Here is a 23916-nt window from a genome sequence, read left to right on the forward strand (position 1 = left end):
GGAATTCGGCGGATCAGGCAGCCTGGTCGGCGGTTGCCTCGGTCTTCTCGACGATGCCCATGATGTCGGTTTCCTTCATAATTAGAAGGTCTTCACCATCGATCTTGACCTCGGTCCCGGACCATTTGCCGAACAGTATCAGGTCGCCGGTCTTCACATCGAGCGGCATCAACCGCCCGTTTTCGTCGCGCAGGCCCGGACCGACGGCAATCACTTCGCCTTCTTGCGGCTTTTCCTTGGCGGTATCGGGAATGATGATCCCGCCCGCGGATTTGAGTTCGCCTTCGGCGCGTCGGATGACGACGCGGTCGTGGAGGGGACGGAATGTCATGAGAAATCTTTCTGCTGGCGGCGCATAGGGCGGCTGCAATCTCTTTATAGCCTCTCTGGCACTCGATTGATAGGATTGCCAAGAAAATATTATTTATGGGAAAGATAGTATGTGTTGATCCATAATCATCGGGACAGAAATTGGAACGCGCCGAAATAATTGTTCATATTAAGCATTGTCTTGTCGCGGTGAATTCTTGAGATAAGGCGGTTCAAGAATTCAAGCCCGCGCAGAGCCTGAATTTGGTCGTAGAATTGATCCCAAGGACGGTCTACGACATCTTCATGTGCAAGCCAGCAATGCTCTCAACTTTTTGCTTGGTGAACCTGTCGGAAAATCGGCCAATATGTACTGCACGGTATTAGCGCAACAGATGTCGCGCAAGAGATCGGCTGGGGGTTCCCCTTATGATAGAGCGCACTTGGTCCTTTTACCCGTTGGAGCTATTGACGCCCAAACCGACAGGTGACCCTATGAATGTCCAACGGACTGTTTGGAGGCCCAGGCGGGAAAAACGTCTGGGCCTTCTCTTTGCAACTGAGAGATGCCGAAGATAGTGAGCCGCTTCCGCTGGCCCTAATCAACGCCAATGATCCGTAGCCGATCCTGGTGGCGACCGGCGGACTCCAACGCCCTGCTGTAGTCGGCTATGATTTCCAAAGTACCTCTCCCGTGTTTCCCACCTAAGGGCACTTACGCCTAAAGCGGTGGAGCTGTGAGCAACGCGGACTTATCCCGCGATAGGTGCTAGGATGTTCGCGATTGATGAACGCACGGACCATTCCGGTCGTTGCCATCCTTCAGGAGGATCGTATGACCCACGAAACAATGAGGTATGCCGTTCGTCAGGAACTTGATCGCAGCTGGACAGTCTTCGATGTCTTTACGGGACAGCCCGCGAAACCTTCGACTTGGGCACTGGTAGACCTTTCACAAGGTCAGGCCGGCATGTACTGCACTATTGTTAATGCAAAAGATACAAACCGCCGTCACGGCATTATCCAAGAATGATTTGGTGACCACCCGATGATGGGGCGGGTGGAAGCTACTTCCTACGCTATTCGACCGCAACTTCTTTTGCCGTTGCTGGTTCGGTTGGTGTTGGCTCGGAGGTTCTGACGCATAGCTACTTCTTCCTCCTGAATTTCCTGCACGACTAGGTAGTCGGTTTGGAAGGCTTCAGGCTCCCCATCTGGAGGCTGCGAAGAACGGAAGGCGAGGGGCGACCTCCCGTTGTTCCTTTTCGTCCAATGGCTCGATATGAGTTTTCCAGAACTCCTTCCGATGGCTCGTTCTCCCGAGCTATGGTGCTCACCGTGTTATCGTCAACCTTTGCCAGTTGGGATCCCCCAAGACGCAATTACTCCATCGCTGCTTTATGCGACGAAGTTTCCGTCTCGTCGGCGCCCAGTTGATGCTCGACCTCATCCTGTGATTGGCCAAGGACTTGAAGCAGTGCCGCGTGTTCGGGTTTACCTGCTCGTTCCTTCAGGAAATCGGCGAGGGCCGTCCGGGTCTGATGCCCTCCCGATGGTTCGTTTGCCGTGTGCAGGACGACTGTCTCTCCCTCGCTCATTTCCAAAGACCAACGGTCGCCATTCGTGCTCACGGAAAATCCCTTAATCTCGCTCATGTTGATTCCTTCCATTGCAGCCACGGGCGCCGAAAGCGGGCCTGACTGTTCTAGCGGTTAAAGAGGGGCCAATTTTTCGTTGGAGAACGGTTCAACAATCCTCACGCGGGAACATGCCCGTGGCAGTCGCAACCTCGGTCCGCATCGCATCCAGGGACCCTCGCAAAACGCGGATCTCGGCACTTAATGCGGGAGCCGCGTCCTGCTCCTCCCAGTAAAGAAGGGTATTGTGCCAGCCGGTCGTCGTTTCGATCAGGCCACGCACGCGTTGCATCGTTCGCTCGTCGACCCGGATCGCCGCGCGCTCCGCGTTTTGGGCAAGCTCCACGAGGTCGTTCGCTTCAACCCCCCAGATCGGTAGGGCTATACGAAGCTTGAGTATCTGGGCGTTGATATCGTCACTCTGAGTTTTTTCCATAGTGATGATATGGAGCGGGGCTACCCGCCTTCAATGATGTCGCAAAATTAAAGGTTGAATTTGACGCAAGATCTCTATTCTGAGTTTATCGATCTTTTGCTTGCTGAGCTTTGGTTAGCGCGCGATTGGCACCGCGCTTTGAACGAACCTTCCTTTCAAAAACGTCGCTAGCATCATCCGCGTTGCCTCGGCTGCGCGGTTGATCAATCATGCTTTGAACGAGTTTATCGTGACCACAGGCACAGTAAAATGGTTCAAGAGCTTGGCTTCCTTCCAGTTGTCAAAAGCTGGTCGGCTTGGCGGTGTGATGGAAAGATGCACAGTTTTGTTTTCGCTTCGCTCCGGATACCCCCTACGCTGAGCATCAGCTAAGCCAGTTCCGGTGCCAATGAGCGAAGGTTCAGCAGTGCCTGCGTGACCCCACACCTCCCTCTATGCCGCAATCTGGCGTCCAACTAGTTTGGTTATGTTTTCAATCAGTCGCCATACGGATTTCAGCTAGACATTCCTTGACTTTCAATCGGTCACCCTCATAGTTTCAACCGGTTATCAAAGAATGAAGCTATGCCGCTGTATCCAAGGCTCGTTGAGCAACGCGTTGCCGACGCCATGTCAGACACGCGAGTCGTGCTGATCGTGGGTCCCCGACAATCCGGAAAGACAACTTTGGCGAAGAAGATGGCCAACGAGGGGATGGAGTATTACACGCTGGACAATGCGACGACGCTCAGTGCCGCGCGACGGGATCCAGTTGGCTTTGTAAGAGGAATGGATCGCGCCATTCTCGATGAAATTCAGCGCGCTCCCGAGCTGTTGTTGGCGATCAAGGAAAGCGTGGATACCGACGAGCGTCCAGGGCGCTTCCTCCTGACAGGTTCAGCCAATCTCATGACGCTGCCACGCGTCGCAGACTCGCTCGCAGGGCGTATGGAGGTCGTCCGATTGCTGCCGCTCGCTCAAAGCGAGATCAGAACGGCCGGTGGAAGCTTTTTGGTCGACGCCTTCCGAAACGAAGCTAAACCCGGACAACCAATCGTCGGTGACGACCTAGTGGCTGCAGTTCTGGCAGGTGGATATCCGGAGGCATTGGCTCGCAAAACCTTGAACCGCAGACAGGACTGGTATGGGGATTATATCCGAGCGATCATTCAACGCGACGTTCGCGATGTAGCGCAAATCGAGCAGATCGCGCAGATGCCGCGCCTACTACGCATTCTGGCGGAACATTCGGGACAACTCGTGAACTAATCCGGAATCGGCGCCGCCATCGGGATGAACCACGTCATCACGCAAAAATACGTTGCCATATTCGAAAGCCTCTTCCTCGCCAGAACGATCCAGCCCTGGTTTTCCAACAAACTGAAACGCCTGACCAAGACGCCGAAATTACATTTCCTCGATTCTGGTCTTCTCGCCTCCCTTCGCGACCTCTCTCTCGAGAGACTCCGGGGTGACAGGGGGCCGTCCGGAGCGTTGCTGGAAACTTTCGTTTTCGGCGAGATTCTTAAACTCGCCAGCAGCGAACATACCCGCTTTGAGTTTTCACACTTTCGCGACAAGCAGCAGAACGAAGTCGATATCGTCATCGAAGTCAGAAGAGGGAGGGTTGTCGGTATCGAGATAAAAGCGGCAGCATCCGTCTCGACTTCCGATTTTTCCGGATTGCGAATGTTGGCCGAAGCATGTGGAGAGCGGTTCGTTTCAGGCATGGTCCTGTACGACCACGACAAGGTGGTCCCGTTCGGGGAGCGCATGCACGCCGTGCCAATTTCGGCATTGTGGCGTTAGCGCGTAGGAATTTAGCTTCAGTCTCCAGCCTCGAGCATTCTTGAAACTTCGCCCGCTAAAAAATGGACCTCCCGTTTCATTCCCGTCGACTGCAAGCAAGATGTAGAATGACGGGGTCGCAGGTTCTACTCCCATCAAGGCGAACATCGCCCACCTTCGCAATGGCACCCCGATCACAGATGGAAGATTCGCTCCCTGAACGTCGGCTTTGCGCCCTCAACTTGGACGATCAGACAAACTTTCCTTTCGCCGGTAATCCGACGTTAGGGTCTCCAGAACGAAGACCGCGCCCCTTTGCGCGCGTCCATGGCGATGGCCCGGCCGCGCCGGGCCTCAATACGACGAGCAGGGCCGGTTTGGCACATGCAGTTCTCGACGACGCTGTGCCCGATGCAACTTGCAGCAGGCGATTGGCCTGCTGGCGAACGTTGAGTAGGTTCAGGCGATTGCGCCCCCGTCGGCGGTCAAGATGGCGCCCGTAATCACGCTCGCGGCGGGACTTGCCAGAAAGACCACTGCGTTCGCGACTTCGCGCGGCTCGGCGTAGCGTCCCAGCGACGTCAGGCTTCGCTGCAAATCGGCAGCCTCCCCATCCGCCGGATTTGCATCCGTGTTGGTCGCCCCGGGCTGAACAAGGTTCACGGTAATACCCTTCGGGCCGAGTTCGCGCGAAAGACCGCGTGTGAAAGAGGTAAGTGCCGCCTTGGACATCGCATAAGCCGTTATGCCTGGGAACGGGACCCGCTCCGCCAACGCCGAACCGATCGTGATGATGCGTCCTCCTTCGGTGAGATGCGGGATCACCGCTTTCGCAAACAGCACCGGCGCTCGCACGTTGACATCCATCACGGCCTGATAGTCATTCACGTCGATGTCGGCGATCGTTCCAAAGTGGCCGATAGCCGCGCTGTTGACGAGAATGTCGAGGCCACCGAGCGCCGAGACAGCTTGGCTCACAGAGCGCACGATGGCTTCCGGGGCGGCGCTGTCGGCTTGGATGGCGACTGCGCGACGGCCTGTGCTCTCGATGGATTTGGCCACCGCTTCAGCTTTTTTGGCCGAGCGCTGGTACGTGAACGCGACGTCAGCACCGTTCTCTGCCAGCGCTAATGCGATTGCGGCTCCGATGCCCCGCGAAGCTCCAGTAACCAATGCGCGCTTCCCATTCAGATCAATCATATGTTTGTCCTCTTTTGTCATTGTCGGTTCAGGCGCCCACGCGATTCGCGTGAGACGCGGCAGGCGGTCAAAGGCCTGATCGAGAATTTGGTGTTTGGGATCTGTTTCTTTCAGTGTCGAGAAATGCCGAGCTGTGTTGCGAAAGGGGGAACGCAGGCCGATGGCTTCCCAAACCGAACAACGCGACCACCTTCCGGAGTGATGCGCGGTCCGATGCCACTGACCAGTCCACGCCGGGCATTTTGCGAACGGCAATGCCGGTTTCGGCTTACGCTTTCCTCGGTCGCGGCCACCAACCTCGCCAACGCCGAACACAGTCGTCGCCGTGATGTTGGATGTTCCGGCAGACAGCCACGCTCCTATGACCGACGAAGCACGTCCTGCCATTCCGGATGACGAGCGATTTGAGCTTTTGCGAATGGACATAGCGGCATGATGGTGATCCCGTCGCTGCGGGCATCCTCGACCGCCTGTCTCACCAGTCGCTCACCAACCTTGCGGCCACGCAAGCCCGCAGGAACTTCCGTGTGATCGATGATGATCAATCCTTCGCCGGCCCGGCTATAGGTCATCTCTGCCTCGACGCCGTCGATGATCAGTCGATAACGCCCTTTCGATCCCCCATCCTCCCGCTCCACCGCTTCGTCACCGGCTGAAGGCGCATCCATCGCAAGCGCCGCGTCCGGGCGGCGAACCTTACGAGGCTGTCCATGCGCACATTCCAGAAGATCGCGGTCCCAGTCACCCAGCTCGGCGGCAGCCTCGTAGGCCGAGACGAGGAAAGCCATCAGGGTTTCGTCGGGATCGGCCGCTGACTGCACGGCATCGTAGGGAAGGATGAACTCAGACAGACTGTCGTGCCAGAATGCGGCGTCGGGCCGGGCCATTGCTGCCCGGTAACCGTTCGGCGCCGGATAGGCGTAGGCGTAAAAGGCAGGATAGTCGATGCCACCGCCGCCCGGCCAGAAGCCCGCCGACGAAACCTCGCGGTCATAGGCCTCCTGAGCCACGTCGTCCGGCAAGGCGGGAATACCGCCGGGGTGGAGCGGCGCGCGCCGTCCTGAAAACCGGGTGACGGCCAAGTCGAGAGCGCCCCAGAACAGATGAACAGGACTGGATTTGCCGAGGAAGGAGGTGCGGAACCGATTGAAGACCTTGTCGACCGCGATCAGCGCCTGATGGAAGCGATGAACGGCGTCGCGGTCGTAGGGCCGGTCGCGATGATCTTCGGCAAAGGGTACCGGGTTGGGGACCTCGTTGGGTTGTCCGTTGAAGGTCGGCGTCCCGCCGAGCTTCGAAATTAAGTCCGCGAAACTGGCGTGGAACACCGCGACGGTCATCGGCTCGAGTGCGAACGACGCCTTGCTCCCGTTGCCGCAGGTGCCCACGACCCTGTGCTCTCGAAGATCGAACAAGATCTCGATGCCTGGGCCGTCGGGGACCGGCGAGGATGCCAGCCCGTTCGGCGTGACATAGAAGGTCGCGTTCCACGAATGGTTCAGCCACGGCGTATGCGCTAGCCGGTATTTGCCGGCGACCTGCAAGTAGAGGTGCAGAGCTGAACAACTCTCACGCCAGCTGAGGTAGTCAAGGTGAGGCCACTTGTTGCTCATTTGGCTTTTTTCTCCATCCGGAATCTGCTCTGTACGGGAGCGATTCCTGTGGCCCAGGTCGCTTGAATTGCGACCGCCCGATCATTCCATCGTTTTCACTCAGTCCGGCAGCGGAATGTACTCATTCCGGTCGCCGACTGGCAAATCGAAGCGGCCCTTGCCCCAGTTTCCGGCGCGCCATTCGGCCTTGGCCTCTTCGATGCGCTCCTTGGATGAGGCGACGAAGTTCCACCAGATGTAACGGGGGCCTGAAAAGGTCGCGCCGCCGAGGATCATTAGCCGCGCGCCTCGGTCGCCGGCGGCGACAGTGATCTTGTCGCCGGGCCGGAAGACCATCATCCGAGTTTCCTCGTATTCCTGCCCGGCGATCGAAATGGAGCCGTCGACGATGTAGATGCCTCTGTCCTCGTGATCGTCCGGCATCGGCAATCGACATCCCGCTTCCAATGTCACATCGGCATAAAACGTCTCGGACAGCATCCTCGCGGGCGCGTTCTTGCCGTAGGCGTTACCGAGGATAAGCCGCACCGAGACGCCGCTATCCTCGATCATCGGAAGCGATCCTTTGCCATAGTGCTCAAACAATGGCGCCATGTCCTCTTGCGCATCGGGCAGCGCTAGCCAGGTCTGGATACCGAACAGGCTGTTCGGACCGCTCCGGGCCGTCGCCGACGTGCGCTCCGAATGCGTCACGCCGCGCCCGGCGACCATCCAGTTCAATTCGCCCGGGCGGATGATCTGGTCGGCACCTGTGCTGTCCCGATGATGGAAGTCACCGCGAAACAGGTAGGTGACGGTGCCCAGACCTGTATGCGGATGCGGCCGGACGTCAACGCCTTGTCCAGTCAGGAACTCGGCAGGTCCGGCCTGGTCGAAGAAGATAAATGGGCCGACCATCTGCCGCTTCGGCGCCGGTAAGGCGCGATGGACTTCGAAGTCACCCAGGTCGCGGGATCGCGGAATGATGAGTGTCTCGATCCCGTCGATGTCCACCTCATCGGCGGAGCCGGGTTCGATTGCCGGGTTCCAACTCATGCACGCGATCCTCTCCTAGCTTCCGGAATGCTGAAACTGACGCGCGACGGCCCGTCGAGCTAGCCCCACGACACGTCAAGCTGTGTCGCAGGAAGTGGAACGTGCGGGCCATGTCGCCGAAGTAGTGCCAACGTCCAGCGAAGGTCATAGACCAGGCTTCGTACCGTTCGTGTCCTAGGGGTCGAGACCCCAAATATCTGGATTCAGTTTGAAATGCTCAGTCAGCATCTCGGTTAGCACTGACACTTTCCGCGCGGGATACTGGCCCGGCGGACGGACGACATACGCACCTGCTGCCGGTACCGGATAGCGTGTCATGATCGGAACGAGCGCGCCGGAGGCCACATAGTCATGTATGATGCAATCGGGGAGCCAGGCGATGCCGAGGCCTGCCGCCGCCGCGGCCGCAAGTGCCATAGCGTTGTCGGCCTTGAACCTGCCCTGCGGCTGAACCGTGACAATCCTGCTGCCATCCATGAATTGCCAGGTTTCTGTTCCCTGCATGAGGGCCTGATGGGTAACAAGGTCGTCTGGCGTCTCAGGTGAACCGTGCGCCTCGATATAGGCCGGGCTTGCGACAAGCTTGCCATGGAACGGCCCGACGCGCTTCGCGATCAAATTGGAATCCTGAAGGTAGCCAGCCCGGATCGCGCAATCGAAACCTTCGGCGATGAGATCGACGAAACGATCACTGTAGTAGGTATGGATGTGGAGCTTTGGGTGCTGGCGCGCCATTTCAGCAAGCACGGGGGCGAAGTGGGTCGGGCCGAAAGTAAGCGGCATGGCAACCCGCAGGCGGCCGCGGAGATCACCGCTCGGAAGGATCGCTTCTCTGGCGGCGTCGATCTCGGCGGTGGCCCGGGCCGAATGGTCCCTGAACGTGATTCCCGCTTCCGTGAGTGCGGCGCCCCGCGTCGTCCGCGCAAGGAGTTGGACGCCAAGCTCGGCTTCAATCCGAAAGAGACGCCGGCTGACGATCGATTTGGAGACGCCGAGCCGGCGAGCGGCCGCCGATACGCCTCCTGCATCGGCCACTGCCACGAATGTCTGCAGATCTTCGATGTCCATTCCAGCGTTCCCCGCTCCGCGACACAGCTTGCCTGACTTTGACACTATTGCACCATCAGGCGGAACGGTAAATTGCATTCTGCCAACGTCTCCCGCGGACGTGTGCCTCTCTTGAACCCATCGCCATCCATGGCGGCAGAGAAAGGAAGTCTTGATGACCCTCCGTAACGGCCTCGATTCTCTTCTTCGTCCCGAAGATTCAGTCCTCGTTCTGATCGACCATCAGCCCTACCAGCTCGCAAATCTCAACAGCCATGATCCGCACATGGTGGTCAACAACACGACCGCGCTGGCGAAGCTAGCAAAAGCCTTCAATGTTCCGACCATTCTCACGAGCGTGATCGCGGCGCGCGGTGGTCATCTCTTTAAGCAAATCACCGACGTATTTCCGGACCAGGAAGTCATCGATCGCACCTGGGTGAACACTTGGCAGGACGAGACCGTGGTGAACGTCGTCAAGGCGACCGGCCGCAAGCAGCTGATCATCGCCGGCCTGTGGACCGAGGTTTGCGTCGCAATGCCTGTGATCCAGGCCGCCGGTGAAGGCTGGGACGTGAGCGTGATCACCGACGCGTCGGGCGGGATTTCGAAGGAGTCTCACGAAGTTGCCATCCAGCGAATGATCGCAGCCGGCGCGAACGTGATGACCGCGATGGCGCTGGCCGGCGAATGGCAACGCGATTGGGCACGTACCCAGCATGTCGAGGCGCTGACCGAGATTCTCATCCAGCACTTCGGCGGCAGCGGCATCGCGTATCTTTGGGAGCAGCAGCTTCTCAACACGCCAGTGGCTGGCTGATCCCCGCCGGCGCGGCGAGCATTTCGGTGAGGGCCGGAATCGATCCGGTTGTCGGGGTCAAAGCCCCCGGATTCCAGGCTGTCGAAGGACGAGGCGGTCGTAGCTGCCGGATGCCAAGCCGGACAGCTACGCTGACTAGACCAACACCGTTATCTTCCCCTTCATATTGGGATGAAATCGACAGTAGTAGTCGACGCTGTCGCCGGCAGCCGCCACATGCGTCGCCACTTCTTTTGGGGGGATAAGGACCTCCCAGCTGCTTTTTACCGTCGCAGTGTGGGCGAAGGCATCCTTGTTGGTCCACTCGATGATTTGGCCGGCCTTTACCTCGATATCGGCCGGCAGGAAGGCCAGTTTTTCGATTACCACATGGACCGTGCCGTCATGGGCGCGGGTTGGGGAGTTGCCCGCGAGCAAGGTGGCGCCTGCCGCGAGAAGCTGCCTGCGGTTAAGGAGAGCCGTCATTTCAGGTCAGCCGCGACATGCTCCGCATGCTGCTGGTGCCCCTGAAAGAGCTTTAGGCCGGTTTCCAGCAAGCGCTTCAGGTCACCATTCTCAGCAGATGGGATCAGCAGAGTTGCAAGCGCGTCATTGACTTGCTTGTGGTAAGCGATTTCACTCGCGATATAAGCCTTATCGAAGGTGACGCCGTCTAGCTTGGCAAGTTCCGCGCGTTTCTCGTCAGCCGCGTCGGTAAGCGCTTGGCTGGTGGTGTTATTCTCCGGAGTGACGTTCAGCTTCTTAGCGAGTTTCAGAGCCATTTCGTTGACGGTGGTGTGGTCTTTCTGCATAGATTCCGCAAACGCCTTGACGGCAGGGTTTTGAGTTTTCGAAAGTGCAAGTTTGGCCGCTTCCACGTCGATGACGCCGGCGCTGTAGGCTATATGGGCGATCTGCGGATCAGTCGGTTTGTCAGCTGCACTTGCAACCTGAGCGGCAAGAGAGAGGCAGGTTGCGCCGAGCACGGCAATAACGGTTTTCATCGGGTTCTCCTCGGCGCCGGATCGACCGCACGCCTGTTACTGTTGACGCAGGATTAGATGCCAGTCTCCCGTCCGGGTTCCCGCGATTCCGCTCGTTGGAGCATTGCTATGACGGTTTCCGTCAGCCGCTCGCAGCGCGCGCCGGCAAAGGGGAAGGCGTTCATCAACACAGGACCAATCTGTGCTTCGAGCCGGGTGCGGATGAGCTTTCGGGCGCGGTGGAGTCGCGTCTTCACCGTGGCCGGTGGTAGCGCCAATGCTGCGGCCGTCTCTTCGACGCTCAGACCCTCAATAACCCGGGCGACGAAGACCAGGCGGAAGGTTTCAGGAAGCGCGTCGGTCGCCTCCTCGACAAGGTCAAGAAGCTGTCGCTGTGCGATGACTCGCTCCGGATCAGCGCTGGAAGAGCCAAGCGGGAAAGGCACGATTTCAGCCTCCGCCGGCGCTATTATAAAGGCGGCACGTTTCAGCCGCTTCTGCGCCCGCAGACGCATCAAAGCAGCGTTGAGCGCGATGCGCGACAGCCATGTCGATAATCCGGCTTCTCCCTGAAATGTGTCGAGGCTGGCAAAGGCCCGCAAATACGTCTCTTGCAACACGTCCTCGGCATCTGCATTGTTCCGGACTACGGCTCGCACGAGCCGATAAAGACGTTGTTTATTGGACCGGATGATATTCCGGATGGCGTCCGTCTCGCCGCCGGTTGCCCGGCGAACGAGGCTTGCTTCCTCTTCGGCGACGACGGGACGGAGATTATTTCGCAAAGCTGACATCAGCATCCTCCTTTCGATATCCGTTGATGCCGGCTCCACCAAAAGGTTCCCGCCTTTCCCTCTGTCGCCGCGGGATCAATCAAGTTGCTTCGCCCCTACCGCCGTCCTTTGCTACAGACCAGAATCCGCCCTGCGGCCGACAGGTGACAGTCCTAAGTCCGGCTTGACAAACACAGGACTTGGGGAAGGGGGCCGGCGCGGGTCGCAGCCGAGCATAAACCTCACCTCGTCGGCCGACTGAGCCTGCCGGAGCCCTTCTCGAATCCAGGGTGCCCGAAGTGTCCTGCACACTTTTGAAAGAGCTGGAAGGAACGAGAAACCGGCACCTCGTGGCCAGAGCAGCGTGTAAACGAGATCGACGGCATCGTCGTCCGGCCCGTCAAAATCTATGGGCGGTTCCAAGCGGGAAAATGACGCCAAGGGTGATGGAATATCGAGCAAGGCGTGCGGGATAGCAATGCCCCGCCCGACACCTGTCGAGCCGGAACACTCACGTCGCAAAAGAGCGTGGAGGAGTGTCTTCTGGTCGAGTTTGGATCGCGGCGCCATTTTAATGGCGATTTTCGATAGAGCGGAGTGCTTGCCCTTTGTCCTTAGGTCAAGCCAAATGGCTCCTGCCGGAGGAATTTCGGAGATCATCATGGCCTCCATGCGGACAAACGCGGTCGCGAGCCAAGGCTCGGTCGCTGTCTTTGCCCGACATGTCATTTGAATGGGCCGAAATACTACCGGCCCCGGACGCAACGGCTGTCGTGCGTCCGGGCTAAGCGCCTGCTTTGAGGCGCTGAGGCTCTCTTCGGAGATAGAGCGTCGGAAGTTTCATCATAATATAGAAATAGTGACGACTTGACCGAAATCAAGCTGCTCCGGCCTGCTGATGATTTCAGGTGGAACGAGGATAAACAGTAAGCACTCGCCGAATAAAGTCGCGGAATTCGAGCATGTAGTCACGGAGAAACTCTGCCGTCCCCTCGACACTTACATCACCATTGTCCGAGATCAGATCCGGCTTGAACTGGATATATGCCTCAACCGCATTCATCATGGGCGAGTTGCAGAAGCTGAGAATGCTCTTTAGATGCTGCTGCCCAACAGCCGTACCGATTGCTCCCGGAGAGGTTCCGATGATCGCGGAAGGTTTTCTCGTGAAGGCGTTCTGTCCGTACGGCCGGCTCGCCCAGTCAATGGCATTCTTCAATCCGCCAGGGATGGAGCGGTTGTATTCCGGCGTGACGAATAGGACGGCGTCCACATCGGCGATTGCGGCTTTGAAATCTTTGGCGATTTGTGGGTAGTTACTGTCATAGTCATAGCTGTATAGCGGAAGATCGCCAAAGGGTATCTCACGCATCTGCAGTTCCGCCGGCGCAAGCCGGACGAGAGCTTTGGCCAGCTTTCGGTTGATGGAGTTTTTCGCAAGGCTTCCCACGAAGTAACCGACAGTAAATTCCGACATTTGGTCCTCCTACTGGCTGTCAACGCAAGGGTTTATCTAAAAGCGATTCGCGGGGAGCGAGCCGCACAGAACGCAGTGGGCTGCGTAACCAAGACTGCAACAGACGTAGGCCCGTCCTAGACCGACCTCCGCTCACCGTAAGGAAGAGAGGTTCTGCCGATTAGGCGTGATCCGCCACACGGTGTTTGCCATATCGTCGGCAACTATAACCGCCCCCCGAGGGTCCACGGTCACACCCACCGGTCGACCGCGCGCCTTGCCGTCTTCCGTCAGGAAGCCGGTGGCAAAATCCATTGGCTCGCCGGCGGGCTTACCGTCGCGAAACGGAACGAAGATCACCTTGTACCCGACAGGTGGAGTGCGGTTCCAGCTTCCGTGTTCACCGATAAATACTCCGTCGGAGAATTCGGGGCCCATTGCAGGGGTAGAAAACGCAAGGCCGAGCGCTGCTACGTGCGATCCGAGGCTGTAGTCGGGAACGAGGGCAGATGCTACCTTCTCCGGGTCTTGGGGCTGGGCGCGCGGGTCGATATTCTGTCCCCAGTAACTGTAGGGCCACCCATAGAAGCCATTTTCCTTCACCGACGTAAGATAGTCGGGGACGAGGTTCGGACCAATCTCGTCGCGCTCGTTTACCGCAGCCCAGAGCTGCTCGGTGCCAGGCTGAATGGCGAGGGCGGTCGGGTTGCGAAGGCCAGTGGCATACGACCGATGCGCTCCAGATCGCGCCTCAACCTGCCACACTACGGCACGATCGACCTCTGCATCCATCCCGCGCTCGGTAATGTTGCTGTTCGATCCAATCCCGACAAAGAGGAAGCGGCCGTCGGCGCTGGCAGTCATTGCCTTGGTCCAGTGGTGATTGATCGCCGAGGGAAGATCGGTGACTTTGACCGGAGGCGCGCCCGCCTGTATTTGTCCGCCTGCATAATCGAAGCGGACTAGCGCGTCCTGGTTTGCCACGTAGATGACGCCGTTGACAAAAGCCAAGCCGTACGGTGCATTCAGTTCGTTGGCGAAGATGCGACGCACTTCGTAGGTACCGTCACCGTCCATGTCGCGTAGCAGCGTCAAGCGGTTGCCGCCGCTGACGTCTGTCTTGCCGAGGCCTTTAATGTAATTCGCGATGAGGTCCTTTGGTCGCAATGAAGGCGCGCCGCCGCCGGAACCTTCGGCTACAAGAATGTCGCCATTAGGGAGGACCAGGGTTTGGCGCGGTACGGCAAGATCCGTGGCGATCGGCTTGATCTCGTAGCCAGGTGGCACCGTTGGAAGCTCGCCGTCCCACGCCGCCGGCAGGGCTATTTTCATGTCAGGTAGGAGCCCACGCTGAGGTGCCGGCAAATCCGGACTGGCCCCGTATTGCAATGCCTGAGGATCCTTGCTGCAGCTTGCCAAAAGTCCTGTGCAGGTAACGACGAGAAAGATCCGCATCACATCACCTGCGAGCGCGAGTTCGTGCGTGGCCTGTCAACGTCGCGACAAGTGCGAGCGCGGCGGTAACAATGGAAAGATACAAGCCTGCCGGCATCGTGGCCCAGGCATCCTTGGCGTGAACCAGGGCGTTGACGAAGCCAAGTATCCACATAACAAGCAGCAAGACGAAGTAGACCGACAGTTTCAGCGCCCGGGTGGCACGATAGCGGATCATGTCAGCCAGTGCCCACACTAGGGCGAAGGCGCTCCCCAACAATGCTCCCGCGATCAGCCAGGAGGAGAAGTTTGCCCATTGAACCTGGTATGTCTGAAAGTAGGTCAGGTCGCTCGCAAGCGCTCCAAGGAAGAGAGGGAATGAAAAGGCGAGCAAGACAGCGTGGAGGGGATGGAGCGGTGGAGCATATGATCGGGTGGATCTGACGGTCATGTCTCTCAACCTCGCACGCGTCTGTTCGCGATTGATCACATGGATTGTAGGGCGGTGCGGCGAATAATCCAGTGAGCAGGAAAGGTAAGCAATTGTGACAGCCCCGGAGCAAACATAGCCAAATCTTGCGCGCGATGTGTCGCAAGGCACCAACAAAGGAGTAGGGGACTCGGAACCATTTATGAAACCGGATATGGTGCCTCGCTCACAGGATGAAGGGACTGGAGGTATCAATGATCACCCCCGCTCAATGTCGCGCCGCGCGGGCACTCGTCGAGATATCGAGGGAGACCCTTGCGAAGCTGTCGGACATCGACGTCTCCGTTGTTGAGGCTTTTGAACACCGAGTGGAGAAACCCGATCCGACAACCATCACGAGGATTCAAGCGACCCTCGAGATGGCCGGAGCAGTGTTCCTCGATGAAAGCAAAGACGGCGGAGGGGTGGGTGTGCGTCTCAAGTTCGACGGTGCTTCGACGAGAAGGATTTCCATTCTCGAAGGCGAAGGTGGGATCGTCGGCTCGGATGATGTCCCCTGAGCAAAGGCCAGGTGTTCTCTGCACCGACGAAGGCTGCGCACATGATCAAGGGCATTGCGCCGCGGCGAGGTCCGGGAGCTTCGCGCTGGCGCTCGCTCATTTCATCTTCACGCCGCCTTCCCTTGAGAGACGCACCGTCGCCGGTGTAGGTTGGGCCTCTCAGATAGGATAGCCTTGGGCGGCGCATTGCACTTCCTCCGCTGGAGCCAATAGACCACCGGAGCGGCGTTTTTTACGGCTGGTTCGAATATAATATGCGGGTAGGCTGCCTGCTACGGCACCCCGTATTCTCGGATTTCGCGCGTGGCGCGCTCGACTTGACTTAGTGGTGCTCGCGGGCGAGGATGTGGGCACTATGAAGATCAGCGACACATTCCCTCACTCTTCCTTCCGGATCTGCTCTCTCGCAGAGCACTAGACCCGGACCCGGTTTGTCGCTCCCGGGTCCTGGGTGCTATCAACTAGCTCTGCTGTTGTGTGCGACGGATCGCGAAGTCGTAAGTTACATCCTGGAATTCCAGTTGATCTGCGATCTCGCGGAAAACGTGGCCTGCGGAGGCGCACGCCTGCCGCTGACGCGTCGGACCTCTAGGAATAGGCCGCCGTGTCTCAGATCATAGGAATGGAAACATGTTGAACCTTTCACGGGACATGGGGAGCGAAGCCATCGTTCACCGACCTCCCCGGCATATTGTGCTTGCCACCGATTTTACGGCACGATGTGATCGTGCTCAGGACCGGGCGGTGCAACTTGCACTCGAATGGAATGCCAGTCTCACCGCCGTCCATGCGATCGACGATGTCCGCCTGATGGCAGACTCGCGATCCCGCTTTGCTTATCGGCGTGCTGCGCGTCGAAACATGGCTCGCCTGCGGGAAGAGTTCGCGGGGATCGAGGGCCTCCGCTCGTCCGTTCATGTCGAAAAAGGTTTACCGGCAACGGTCGTTCAGACATTGGCCACGAGAGAGCGTGCGGATCTGATCGTCACCGGCCTCACAGGGAGCAAGATCCCCTGCGCGCTGCCATTTGACAACACTGTGAGCGCCTTGGCGCGGTTGTCCCCTGTTCCGGTGCTTGTGGTAAAGAAAAGGGTCATGGACACCGGTGCGCGAATGCTGCTGGCCTCTGACCTTACCGCGTCATCCAGACCTGCACTGCAGGTCGCCCTTCATTGGTTCTCGGACGCGCAGCACGGGTTGTTCCACGCGTTTGACCCGCCTTATAGAATGTGGGCGGACGAGAAGGCGGATTACGTTCGACAGGCCGAAACGTTCGCCATCGACGAATGCGCTCGATTCATAACCGAGACTATTGGCGCGCGCGTGCCCGATAGGTTCGAGATCAACGTCAAATGTGGCGACGTGGTGGAAGCTCTGCAATTGTTAGTTGATGAGGGAGACGTCGATCTTGTCATCACCGGAACTCATGCGCGCTCAGGAATGATGAACATGCTGCTTGGCAGCGTGGCATCTCGGATAATGAATGAGATCCGAAGCGATGTGCTGGTGGTGCCAAGCAGCCTCCGTTGATCCCGCCCGTACTCCGTGCTACCGCCGGTCGGTTCCCGTCGTCCGGCGCGCGAGCGTCGAGCAAGAGCGGTTGCGGCGACCTCGCGTCGCCGCACCAGCATCCAAACTACAGTTTGACAGGACCGGTTCGCCGCGGCACCTTGGGATTGTTTTCGAACCTGTCGCGATGGAGCGCCGCCCGGGCAAGCAGCATGAACGTCACGGGAGTGGTGACAGTGATGAACACTCCGATCAGCACTTCGTGGGCTACCAGGCGACCGCCAGCCACGCTGAAGAACAGGATCGAAGCACACATGATGCCGCCCGTTCCCCAACTCGTAGCAAGCGTAGGCGCGTGGATACGTTCGTAGAATGTCGGCAGACGTAAGAAACCGATCGCTCCGATTAGGGCTAATGCGGCCCCAGCAAGTACGAAAAACGCGACAACCACTGCCATCCATACGGGGATATCTGCGGCGGAATAGATCACTCGATCACCTCCCCGCGCATTAGGAACTTTGCCAAGGAAACACTGGAAACGAAGCCAATCAATCCGATGACCAAAGCGGCCTCGAAATAGACAGTCTTGCCGGTGCCAATGCCGAAAGTGACAAGCAGCAGCATTGAGTTCACGTAGAGCGCATCGAGTCCGACAATCCGATCCTGGGCGCGGGGACCATAGAACATGCGCACTGACGAAATCGCCATCGCTGTCGTCAACATCAGTTGGGCGACGCTGACGGCGGTGAATAAGATGATCGCGCTCATGAGAAAATCTCCAGCAACAGCTTTTCGTAACGATTCTTAAGAAGATCGCGCCACTCGTCATCATCGACGAGATCAAGCACATGCAGGAGCACAGAGCTGTTGCGCGAGTCGTATTCCAACCAGGCAGAGCCTGGAGTCCCCGTCACGATGATAGACAGGATTGCCAGAGCAGTAGGATCCCTCAGTTCAAGTGGAACATTGATAAATGCGGATCGATGCTCCTTGGCTCGCCCCTGTAGAATGACGCGGCTGACGGCAATGTTGGAGCGGATGATATCCAGCATCACCACGCCGAAAAGTTTCGGCAGGAGGTACCATCTGCGCAGCTTCGGCTTGTCCGGTCGCAAGGCCGCCATCGCCCAGCTCGAGCAGACCGCGACCATGCCACCAAGCAGCACGTGCCCGAGTGTGAAGCGGTTGAGCAGGAGCCACATCACCAGCAAGAAGACCGTCAAGAGCGGGTAAGGCAACATGTCACTCTCCCGGAGCTGCAGTGTGGTCTCGCCGCGATTTTTGGGGAGCCACGCCTTGGACAGCCTTGATGTAGATACCTGGATCGACAATCGAGCGCACGGCTGCATCAGCGTAGGCAAGTGCTGGCCCGGCTTTGACAGTTAACGTAGCAGTTATGGTCAGGAGCAGCATTATCGGGACGATCTCCATGACCAGGACTCGCGGCACAGTTCCCTCGATCGAGCTCCAGAACGCGCGGATCCCGGCGCGCGTCAGCGCAATGAGCGTGGCTAAGCCACCGAGGATGACCAGGGTGACGAATATCAGCGCGCCTCCGGTCGGCGACGATCCAACTGACCCGGTGCCGATCAACGCGGACAGCATGACGAACTTGGCGACGAAGCCTGACAGGGGGGGAAGGCCAGACAGAAGGATCGCGCAGGAAGCAAAACAGATACCTAACACCGCAAGTGTTGCGGGCATTGTGGTTCCCTGACCCTCTTCGGGCACCTCGTTGTCTGCATCGCCGTAGAGTTCCATTGTCACCGCCAGAACTGAAGCCCCGGCATCCTGGCCTCTTTCGACCAGCTCAACCAGCATGAAGAACGCCCCCAGTGTCAGGGTAGAACTGAGAAGGTAGAGAAGTGCTCCCGAGGTCGCAGCTTCATCATGCAATCCGGTGATTGCCAAAAGGGTGCCCGACGAGACAAGCACCGAATAGGCACCAATTCGCCCTAATGCCTGCGACGCCAAAACACCTATCGTTCCGAAGGCCAATGTAGCCAGGCCGCCATAGAGGAGCACGCCGGAGCCAAATCCAGCCGACGGTCCTTCGGCAAAGAGCAGCAACGTTAGGCGGATGATGATGTAGATGCCCACCTTGCTCATCAACGTGAGAATTGCAGCCACCGGGGCTGCAGCCACACTGTAGGCGCTCGGAAGCCAGAAGCAGAGGGGCCACATCCCGGCCTTGACAAGAAAGGCGACGCCAAGCACCGCGGCCCCGGCTTCCATCAGTAGGCGTCGGTCGGGCTCGATCGTTGGGAGACGTTCTGCAAGGTCGGCCATGTTCAGCGTCCCGGTCGTCCCGTAGATGAGGCTGACACCGATCAGAAACAGAAGGGCGGCGGCGAGGTTAATTGCGATGTAGTGCATGCCGGCCTTGACCCGAAGTGGGCCGGAGCCATGCAGGATCAGTCCATAGGACGCCGCCAGCATCACCTCGAAAAAGACGAACAAGTTGAACAGATCACCTGTCAGGAAGGCGCCGTTCAGACCCATCAATAGAAACTGATAAAGACTGTGGAAATGTGCGCCGGCGGAGTGCCAGCGTGCCAGTGCAAACGACAGGACCGGGACTGCGAGGAGTGCCGTCAGGACCACCATGAGGGCAGATAAGCGATCAAGCACGAGAACGATGCCGAAGGGCGCAGCCCAGTTGCCGACCAAATAGACGGCTCCAAATCTGCTTTCTCCCGATGCCGCCATCAGCAGGAGGGAGACCGCGCCCAGAGCTATGGTCGCCGCCAGACTGACCATCGCCTTCACGGATCGTTGTCGGTCAGGAATGAACAGAAGGCCAGCACCGGCAATGAGGGGGATCAGGATCGGGAGAACGATGAGGTGCTGCGGCCATGCGATCATCTGGGGTCGCTCCTTCCGTCGACATGGTCGCTACCGGTGAGCCCACGGGAAGCAAGCAGGACCACGAGGAACAAAGCGGTTGTCGCAAAACCTATGACGATCGCCGTGAGCACAAGCGCTTGTGGAACGGGATCGGCCAGCAATGCAACCGACGCACCTTCCGTGAGGAGGGGAGGCTCGTCCGACTTGACACCTCCCACACCGAAGATGAACAGGTTGACGGCATAAGACAAAAGAGAGAGCCCGACGATCACCTGATAGGTTCTCGGACGAAGGAGCAGCCAGACGCCGCAGGCTGTCATGAAGCCGATCGCTGCAGACAGTACGAGTTCCATCAAGGCGCTCCTTCTTTAGCTTCGTCCATGGCCCGAATTCGATTGATCCGGATGGACTGATGAGCGAGTGCCACGAGAATGAGAACGGTGGAGCCCACGACCAGGAGGAACACGCCAAGATCGAAGATCATCGCCGTAGCCGCCGGCACCTTTCCGATCAAGGGGAGGTCCAGATAGCGGGAATGTGAGGTCAGGAACGGATATCCGAACAGCCACGCTCCGATGCCTGTCCCTCCTGCTGTGATTAGGCCAGACGCCATCCAACGCAGGGGTAGCACACGGATACGGTCCTCGGCCCAGCGTGTGCCCCCTGCCAGGTATTGCAGCAGAAATGCGATCGACATCGTCAAGCCTGCAGAGAAACCGCCGCCTGGCAGGTCGTGGCCGCGGATGAAGATATAGACCGCCAACGTAATGACCACCGGAAACAGCCATTGCATGATGACCGAGGGTACCAACAGATAGTCGCGCACTGTGTCACCGGCGTCACGATCTGGCTGTTGCTCGTCGAAAAGCGCTTGGACCTGTTGCTGTTCGGGCGCAGCCAGGCTGTCGGGGGCGGGACGGAAGCGGCGCAGGAGGGCGTATACGGTGAGGGCAACAATGCCGAGAACGGTAATCTCTCCAAGGGTGTCGAAGCCCCGGAAGTCGACGAGGATCACATTCACAACGTTGCGGCCGCCGCCCTGTGTATAGGCATTGTTTAGAAAGAAGTTGGCGATCGTATCCGGTACGGTCATCGTCATCACAGCGTAGGAGATGAAGGCCATCCCGACACCACAGGCGGCGGCAAGCACGAAGTCGCGGAATCGTCGGAACCGCGCACGAAAAGTCATCTCGTCCTTAAGGTCCCCGACGCGTTTCGGCAGCCATCGCAGGCCGAGAAGAATCAGGACAGTAGTCACGATTTCGACCAGCAACTGGGTCAGGGCGAGATCCGGCGCGGAAAGCCATAGAAAGGTAATGCAAACGATCAGTCCGACGCCACCCAGCATGACGAGCGCTGCCAAGCGGTGGTATTTAGCGAGATAGGCCGTTCCGATCGCCAAGCAGCAGCCGATTGTCCAGATTCCGAGAAAAGCGGCATCGAGGTCGGAGGGAGATAGCATCCGCGACTGAAATCCCGCGAGGTAGAGCGGCAAAAAAGCGGCTAGGAAGCCGAGGAATGTAATCCATCTAAGCTGTGGTTGCAGGCTCCGTGTCCCAAGTCGGCTCTCCAGGCTTCTCGCCCAGCGCCATGATAAGGTCACGAGAACTCGTTCGAAGATCCGTTGGCCGGCCAAGTGCCGAAACACGGGCGTGCCTTCGCAGCGCGAAAAATATGACCGAAAGCCCACATAGATTGCGCATCCAGTTGTCATCGCGACCAGGCTCATGAGCAGCGGGACGTTGAAACCGTGCCAGACCGAGAGGCTGTATTGCGGCGTGGACTGGCCGAGGACACTGACGGCAGCAGCGTGCAGGAAAGGGCCGATGGTGAAGTTCGGAAATATACCGACAACCAAACAGGCGATGACCAGGAAATCTATTGGAAAACGCATCCAATGGGGCGGCTCCTGGGGAGCCTGGTTGGGAAGACCCATGGGCGGCGGCCCAAAGAACACTGAGTGAATGAACCTGAGTGAATAGGCGACACTGAAGGCACTTGCGATCACGGCCAGATAGGGTGTCGCCGTATCCAGCCATGAATTGGCATGCGTCTCGACGGCCTCCGCGAAGAACATCTCCTTGGAGAGGAAGCCATTCAGGAGCGGGACGCCCGCCATGGCGGCGCTGGCGACCATGGCAAGCCGACCGGTGATTGGCAGATATCGCAACAATCCACTGAGCCGGCGCATGTCCCTTGTACCGGTCTCGTGATCGATGATCCCTGCCGCCATGAACAGAGAGGCCTTGAAGGTGGCGTGGTTGACCATATGGAAGATCGCCGCAACCGTGGCAACCGGACTTCCCAAGCTCAGGAGCGTGGTGATCAGCCCAAGATGGCTGATCGTGGAAAATGCCAACAGGCCCTTCAGGTCCTGCTGGAACATAGCAAAATAGGACCCGAGAAGAAGGGTTGATACGCCTGCGAGGCCGACAAGCATAAACCATTCATAGGTTCCAGAAAGCGCTGGCGAGAGGCGTGCCAGAAGGAACACGCCTGCCTTGACCATTGTCGCGGAATGAAGATAGGCCGAAACAGGCGTGGGAGCTGCCATCGCGTTCGGCAGCCAGAAATGAAACGGGAACTGCGCGCTCTTTGTAAATGCGCCGAGCAGAATCAAGATCAGGCAGGTCAGATAGAGCGGATGAGCCGTGATCGCTTCTGCCGATGAGAGGATAACATCGAGATCATAGCTGCCTGCGATGTTTCCGAGGATCACCAACCCGACCAGCAAGCAAAAGCCACCGGTTGCGGTTACGGTCAGAGCCATGCGGGCGCCATCGCGGGCTGCCGGGTTCTGATTCCAGTAGCTGATCAACAGGAACGACGTAAGGCTTGTAAGTTCCCAGAAGACGGAGAGCAGGATGACGTTGCCGGAAAAAACGATCCCCAACATCGATCCCATGAATGCCAGGAGAAAGGAGAAGAACCGAGGTACGGGGCCCTCTTCGGACATGTAGTAGCGCGCGTACAGCACAACCAGGACCCCGATGATCCCAACCAACATTGCGAACAACCAAGCGAAACCATCTACCCGAAGGTTCAGGTTGACGCCTAGCTGGGGCAGCCACTCGATCTCGAACCGGACAACGCCTCCGTTGGCGACAGATGGATAAAGAGCGGCTGTCATGAGCACGACAGTTGCAGCCACGAAGCCAGCAATCGAGGCAGGCAGGAGCCTGGAGTTGGTGCGAAGCAAAAATGCCGTCAGCAAACTTCCAACAAACGGCAGGATCACTACCATTAGGGGTATGGTTGACGCGGTATTTATCCCAATTGCTACTTCTCCTGATCTCTCCAGGCACCGATCTAAACTGCTGTAAGCCTTCCGAATCTCTTCGGGGTGCTTTCAAGGCCCTGGGTTGAGTTTCGCCCATTATGGGATATATCAGTGATATGGGTCGTGCCACAGAAGAAGTCAGCCTCACCCCGGCATTATGTCGCGCCGCTCGCGGGTTGCTCGATTGGACCCAGGAGGATCTGGCCGCGCGCTCGTTAGTCTCCCGCAGCACCATCCGGGACTTCGAGGGGGAGCGCCACGGACTGCATCGCGCGACCGAGGCGCAGCTACTCATGGCCCTCACACAAGGAGGCGTTATGTTCCTTAACGTTCAGGGCTGCGGTACGGGGCTCTGTAGCGCGAGCGGTGCGTCGTCCGGATAGCCGAACCCATGTTTGCCGACCTAGTGTCTAAGCGCCCTGGGTCCGTCTCTATAAGGCGTGCGACTTGCCTGGCCGGCGGCAGTCGCGATGATCGCGCAACCTGTGCGGTTTATTAGAGCTTTGATCTTGACCCCTCCAGAGGGCGGCTCGCCCCTTTGCGGAGGGAACCGCTTCAACAAGTCCCCGCCACGCCCATTCAGGGAGAGCCTGTAGCCCGCAGCCGCGGCCAGAACCAGACCAGCCCTCGGATCGACTATCCCTAAGCCGGGTCTGACGATGACAGGACCTCCAATGAGACCTCCGACGGTGGCGAAGATCCGTTGTCCAGACCGACTCTCCTTCACGAATTTCCAGACGAAGAACGCCGCCGAGAATGGACACCAAGGCGAGCGGCAAGGAGAACGATACCTATGTCCCG

Annotated in this window: 25 protein-coding genes and 1 pseudogene; 6 read left to right on the forward strand and 20 right to left on the reverse strand. The window is 58.4% G+C overall.

Translation table 11 applies throughout. From position 1 onward, the window contains the following. Positions 1-13 precede the first annotated feature (13 nt). A complete protein-coding gene (locus C5L13_RS11870) occupies positions 14-331 on the reverse strand; it encodes a co-chaperone GroES (protein ID WP_105383484.1) in 318 nt (105 codons plus the stop codon). Positions 332-1144: 813 nt separating this feature from the next. Here C5L13_RS11870 and C5L13_RS11875 point away from each other — a divergent pair. Further along, entirely contained in the window at positions 1145-1342 is a 198-nt protein-coding gene (locus tag C5L13_RS11875; protein WP_105383485.1) for a hypothetical protein, read from the forward strand. 349 nt (positions 1343-1691) lie between these two features. Here C5L13_RS11875 and C5L13_RS29265 read toward each other — a convergent pair whose 3' ends face one another. Continuing rightward, positions 1692-1964, reverse strand: a complete 273-nt coding sequence (locus C5L13_RS29265) for a hypothetical protein (protein ID WP_245571225.1) — start codon at positions 1962-1964, stop codon at positions 1692-1694. Positions 1965-2055: 91 nt separating this feature from the next. Beyond that, positions 2056-2382, reverse strand: a complete 327-nt coding sequence (locus C5L13_RS11885; RefSeq protein WP_105383486.1) for a hypothetical protein — start codon at positions 2380-2382, stop codon at positions 2056-2058. A gap of 564 nt (positions 2383-2946) precedes the next feature. On the opposite strand from C5L13_RS11885, the pseudogene C5L13_RS11890 reads away from it, so the two are divergent. Beyond that, positions 2947-4170 (forward strand): annotated as a pseudogene (locus C5L13_RS11890) (ATP-binding protein). 438 nt (positions 4171-4608) lie between these two features. On the opposite strand, the gene C5L13_RS11895 reads toward C5L13_RS11890, so the two are convergent. The 4 genes from C5L13_RS11895 to C5L13_RS11910 all read right to left on the reverse strand — a co-directional run bounded on the left by C5L13_RS11895 (position 4609) and on the right by C5L13_RS11910 (position 9065). After that, positions 4609-5349, reverse strand: a complete 741-nt coding sequence (locus C5L13_RS11895; protein WP_105383579.1) for an SDR family NAD(P)-dependent oxidoreductase — start codon at positions 5347-5349, stop codon at positions 4609-4611. A gap of 359 nt (positions 5350-5708) precedes the next feature. After that, complete coding sequence (locus tag C5L13_RS11900) at positions 5709-6962, reverse strand: DUF5996 family protein (protein ID WP_105383487.1); 1254 nt, start codon at positions 6960-6962, stop codon at positions 5709-5711. A 99-nt stretch (positions 6963-7061) separates the two neighbouring features. After that, complete coding sequence (locus C5L13_RS11905) at positions 7062-7997, reverse strand: pirin family protein (RefSeq protein WP_105383488.1); 936 nt, start codon at positions 7995-7997, stop codon at positions 7062-7064. 174 nt (positions 7998-8171) lie between these two features. Beyond that, positions 8172-9065, reverse strand: a complete 894-nt coding sequence (locus C5L13_RS11910) for a LysR family transcriptional regulator (RefSeq protein WP_105383489.1) — start codon at positions 9063-9065, stop codon at positions 8172-8174. A gap of 154 nt (positions 9066-9219) precedes the next feature. Between C5L13_RS11910 and C5L13_RS11915 the strand changes: the two genes are divergently transcribed. Next, positions 9220-9864, forward strand: a complete 645-nt coding sequence (locus C5L13_RS11915) for a hydrolase (protein ID WP_105383490.1) — start codon at positions 9220-9222, stop codon at positions 9862-9864. A gap of 135 nt (positions 9865-9999) precedes the next feature. Here the strand turns inward: C5L13_RS11915 and C5L13_RS11920 are convergent, their stop codons facing one another. The 7 genes from C5L13_RS11920 to C5L13_RS11950 form a co-directional block, all read right to left on the reverse strand. After that, positions 10000-10329, reverse strand: a complete 330-nt coding sequence (locus tag C5L13_RS11920) for a cupredoxin domain-containing protein (protein ID WP_105383491.1) — start codon at positions 10327-10329, stop codon at positions 10000-10002. Continuing rightward, on the reverse strand, positions 10326-10847 hold the full coding sequence (locus C5L13_RS11925) for a DUF4142 domain-containing protein (protein WP_105383492.1): 522 nt from the start codon (positions 10845-10847) through the stop codon (positions 10326-10328). The genes C5L13_RS11920 and C5L13_RS11925 overlap by 4 nt, the downstream gene beginning before the upstream one ends. 53 nt (positions 10848-10900) lie before the next feature. Then, complete coding sequence (locus tag C5L13_RS11930) at positions 10901-11620, reverse strand: RNA polymerase sigma factor (protein ID WP_105383493.1); 720 nt, start codon at positions 11618-11620, stop codon at positions 10901-10903. Between the two features lie 111 nt (positions 11621-11731). Next, positions 11732-12328: a PTS sugar transporter subunit IIA gene (locus tag C5L13_RS11935; protein ID WP_342588170.1), complete on the reverse strand. Its 597-nt coding sequence runs from the start codon at positions 12326-12328 to the stop codon at positions 11732-11734. Positions 12329-12503: 175 nt separating this feature from the next. Continuing rightward, positions 12504-13076: an NADPH-dependent FMN reductase gene (locus C5L13_RS11940; protein ID WP_105383495.1), complete on the reverse strand. Its 573-nt coding sequence runs from the start codon at positions 13074-13076 to the stop codon at positions 12504-12506. A 132-nt stretch (positions 13077-13208) separates the two neighbouring features. After that, positions 13209-14510 carry a PQQ-dependent sugar dehydrogenase gene (locus C5L13_RS11945; protein WP_105383580.1) on the reverse strand — a complete coding sequence of 434 codons (1302 nt, stop codon included), beginning with the start codon at positions 14508-14510 and terminating at the stop codon, positions 13209-13211. A 4-nt stretch (positions 14511-14514) separates the two neighbouring features. Continuing rightward, the gene (locus C5L13_RS11950) at positions 14515-14940 is read right to left on the reverse strand and encodes a DUF2231 domain-containing protein (protein ID WP_105383496.1); all 426 of its coding nucleotides are present in this window, start codon (positions 14938-14940) and stop codon (positions 14515-14517) included. Between the two features lie 233 nt (positions 14941-15173). Here C5L13_RS11950 and C5L13_RS11955 point away from each other — a divergent pair, with 233 nt between their 5' ends. Together C5L13_RS11955 and C5L13_RS11960 are read left to right on the forward strand one after the other, a co-directional pair. Next, positions 15174-15479 carry a helix-turn-helix domain-containing protein gene (locus tag C5L13_RS11955; RefSeq protein WP_105383497.1) on the forward strand — a complete coding sequence of 102 codons (306 nt, stop codon included), beginning with the start codon at positions 15174-15176 and terminating at the stop codon, positions 15477-15479. Between the two features lie 630 nt (positions 15480-16109). Then, complete coding sequence (locus tag C5L13_RS11960; protein WP_105383498.1) at positions 16110-17009, forward strand: universal stress protein; 900 nt, start codon at positions 16110-16112, stop codon at positions 17007-17009. Positions 17010-17115: 106 nt separating this feature from the next. Here C5L13_RS11960 and mnhG read toward each other — a convergent pair whose 3' ends face one another. From mnhG to C5L13_RS11990, 6 genes are read right to left on the reverse strand one after another with little or no spacing between them, the layout of a single operon-like run. After that, positions 17116-17475, reverse strand: a complete 360-nt coding sequence (gene mnhG / locus C5L13_RS11965) for a monovalent cation/H(+) antiporter subunit G (protein WP_170117257.1) — start codon at positions 17473-17475, stop codon at positions 17116-17118. After that, positions 17475-17756, reverse strand: a complete 282-nt coding sequence (locus C5L13_RS11970; protein WP_105383500.1) for a K+/H+ antiporter subunit F — start codon at positions 17754-17756, stop codon at positions 17475-17477. Before C5L13_RS11970 ends, mnhG begins: the two co-directional genes overlap by 1 nt. Continuing rightward, positions 17753-18229 carry a Na+/H+ antiporter subunit E gene (locus C5L13_RS11975; protein WP_105383501.1) on the reverse strand — a complete coding sequence of 159 codons (477 nt, stop codon included), beginning with the start codon at positions 18227-18229 and terminating at the stop codon, positions 17753-17755. Before C5L13_RS11975 ends, C5L13_RS11970 begins: the two co-directional genes overlap by 4 nt. A 1-nt stretch (position 18230) precedes the next feature. Continuing rightward, complete coding sequence (locus C5L13_RS11980; protein ID WP_105383502.1) at positions 18231-19853, reverse strand: monovalent cation/H+ antiporter subunit D; 1623 nt, start codon at positions 19851-19853, stop codon at positions 18231-18233. After that, positions 19850-20188 (reverse strand): Na+/H+ antiporter subunit C, encoded by a 339-nt coding sequence (locus C5L13_RS11985; protein WP_105383503.1) that lies wholly within the window; start codon positions 20186-20188, stop codon positions 19850-19852. The genes C5L13_RS11980 and C5L13_RS11985 overlap by 4 nt, the downstream gene beginning before the upstream one ends. Further along, the gene (locus C5L13_RS11990) at positions 20188-23079 is read right to left on the reverse strand and encodes a monovalent cation/H+ antiporter subunit A (protein ID WP_105383504.1); all 2892 of its coding nucleotides are present in this window, start codon (positions 23077-23079) and stop codon (positions 20188-20190) included. Before C5L13_RS11990 ends, C5L13_RS11985 begins: the two co-directional genes overlap by 1 nt. Positions 23080-23231: 152 nt before the next feature. Here C5L13_RS11990 and C5L13_RS11995 point away from each other — a divergent pair, with 152 nt between their 5' ends. Beyond that, entirely contained in the window at positions 23232-23498 is a 267-nt protein-coding gene (locus C5L13_RS11995; protein WP_105383505.1) for a helix-turn-helix domain-containing protein, read from the forward strand. Positions 23499-23916 lie beyond the last annotated feature (418 nt).

The organism is Neorhizobium alkalisoli, from assembly GCF_002968635.1.
GTDB lineage: Bacteria > Pseudomonadota > Alphaproteobacteria > Rhizobiales > Rhizobiaceae > Neorhizobium > Neorhizobium alkalisoli.

What these genes read in the sequence shown, in the direction of transcription:
- C5L13_RS11870 (WP_105383484.1), bottom strand. Translation starts at nt 331, where the DNA reads ATGACATTCCGTCCCCTCCACGACCGCGTCGTCATCCGACGCGCCGAA.
- C5L13_RS11875 (WP_105383485.1), top strand. Translation starts at nt 1,145, where the DNA reads ATGACCCACGAAACAATGAGGTATGCCGTTCGTCAGGAACTTGATCGC.
- C5L13_RS29265 (WP_245571225.1), bottom strand. Translation starts at nt 1,964, where the DNA reads ATGAGCGAGATTAAGGGATTTTCCGTGAGCACGAATGGCGACCGTTGG.
- C5L13_RS11885 (WP_105383486.1), bottom strand. Translation starts at nt 2,382, where the DNA reads ATGGAAAAAACTCAGAGTGACGATATCAACGCCCAGATACTCAAGCTT.
- C5L13_RS11895 (WP_105383579.1), bottom strand. Translation starts at nt 5,349, where the DNA reads ATGATTGATCTGAATGGGAAGCGCGCATTGGTTACTGGAGCTTCGCGG.
- C5L13_RS11900 (WP_105383487.1), bottom strand. Translation starts at nt 6,962, where the DNA reads ATGAGCAACAAGTGGCCTCACCTTGACTACCTCAGCTGGCGTGAGAGT.
- C5L13_RS11905 (WP_105383488.1), bottom strand. Translation starts at nt 7,997, where the DNA reads ATGAGTTGGAACCCGGCAATCGAACCCGGCTCCGCCGATGAGGTGGAC.
- C5L13_RS11910 (WP_105383489.1), bottom strand. Translation starts at nt 9,065, where the DNA reads ATGGACATCGAAGATCTGCAGACATTCGTGGCAGTGGCCGATGCAGGA.
- C5L13_RS11915 (WP_105383490.1), top strand. Translation starts at nt 9,220, where the DNA reads ATGACCCTCCGTAACGGCCTCGATTCTCTTCTTCGTCCCGAAGATTCA.
- C5L13_RS11920 (WP_105383491.1), bottom strand. Translation starts at nt 10,329, where the DNA reads ATGACGGCTCTCCTTAACCGCAGGCAGCTTCTCGCGGCAGGCGCCACC.
- C5L13_RS11925 (WP_105383492.1), bottom strand. Translation starts at nt 10,847, where the DNA reads ATGAAAACCGTTATTGCCGTGCTCGGCGCAACCTGCCTCTCTCTTGCC.
- C5L13_RS11930 (WP_105383493.1), bottom strand. Translation starts at nt 11,620, where the DNA reads ATGTCAGCTTTGCGAAATAATCTCCGTCCCGTCGTCGCCGAAGAGGAA.
- C5L13_RS11935 (WP_342588170.1), bottom strand. Translation starts at nt 12,328, where the DNA reads ATGACATGTCGGGCAAAGACAGCGACCGAGCCTTGGCTCGCGACCGCG.
- C5L13_RS11940 (WP_105383495.1), bottom strand. Translation starts at nt 13,076, where the DNA reads ATGTCGGAATTTACTGTCGGTTACTTCGTGGGAAGCCTTGCGAAAAAC.
- C5L13_RS11945 (WP_105383580.1), bottom strand. Translation starts at nt 14,510, where the DNA reads ATGCGGATCTTTCTCGTCGTTACCTGCACAGGACTTTTGGCAAGCTGC.
- C5L13_RS11950 (WP_105383496.1), bottom strand. Translation starts at nt 14,940, where the DNA reads ATGACCGTCAGATCCACCCGATCATATGCTCCACCGCTCCATCCCCTC.
- C5L13_RS11955 (WP_105383497.1), top strand. Translation starts at nt 15,174, where the DNA reads ATGATCACCCCCGCTCAATGTCGCGCCGCGCGGGCACTCGTCGAGATA.
- C5L13_RS11960 (WP_105383498.1), top strand. Translation starts at nt 16,110, where the DNA reads ATGTTGAACCTTTCACGGGACATGGGGAGCGAAGCCATCGTTCACCGA.
- C5L13_RS11970 (WP_105383500.1), bottom strand. Translation starts at nt 17,756, where the DNA reads ATGAGCGCGATCATCTTATTCACCGCCGTCAGCGTCGCCCAACTGATG.
- C5L13_RS11975 (WP_105383501.1), bottom strand. Translation starts at nt 18,229, where the DNA reads ATGTTGCCTTACCCGCTCTTGACGGTCTTCTTGCTGGTGATGTGGCTC.
- C5L13_RS11980 (WP_105383502.1), bottom strand. Translation starts at nt 19,853, where the DNA reads ATGATCGCATGGCCGCAGCACCTCATCGTTCTCCCGATCCTGATCCCC.
- C5L13_RS11985 (WP_105383503.1), bottom strand. Translation starts at nt 20,188, where the DNA reads ATGGAACTCGTACTGTCTGCAGCGATCGGCTTCATGACAGCCTGCGGC.
- C5L13_RS11990 (WP_105383504.1), bottom strand. Translation starts at nt 23,079, where the DNA reads ATGGTAGTGATCCTGCCGTTTGTTGGAAGTTTGCTGACGGCATTTTTG.
- C5L13_RS11995 (WP_105383505.1), top strand. Translation starts at nt 23,232, where the DNA reads ATGGGTCGTGCCACAGAAGAAGTCAGCCTCACCCCGGCATTATGTCGC.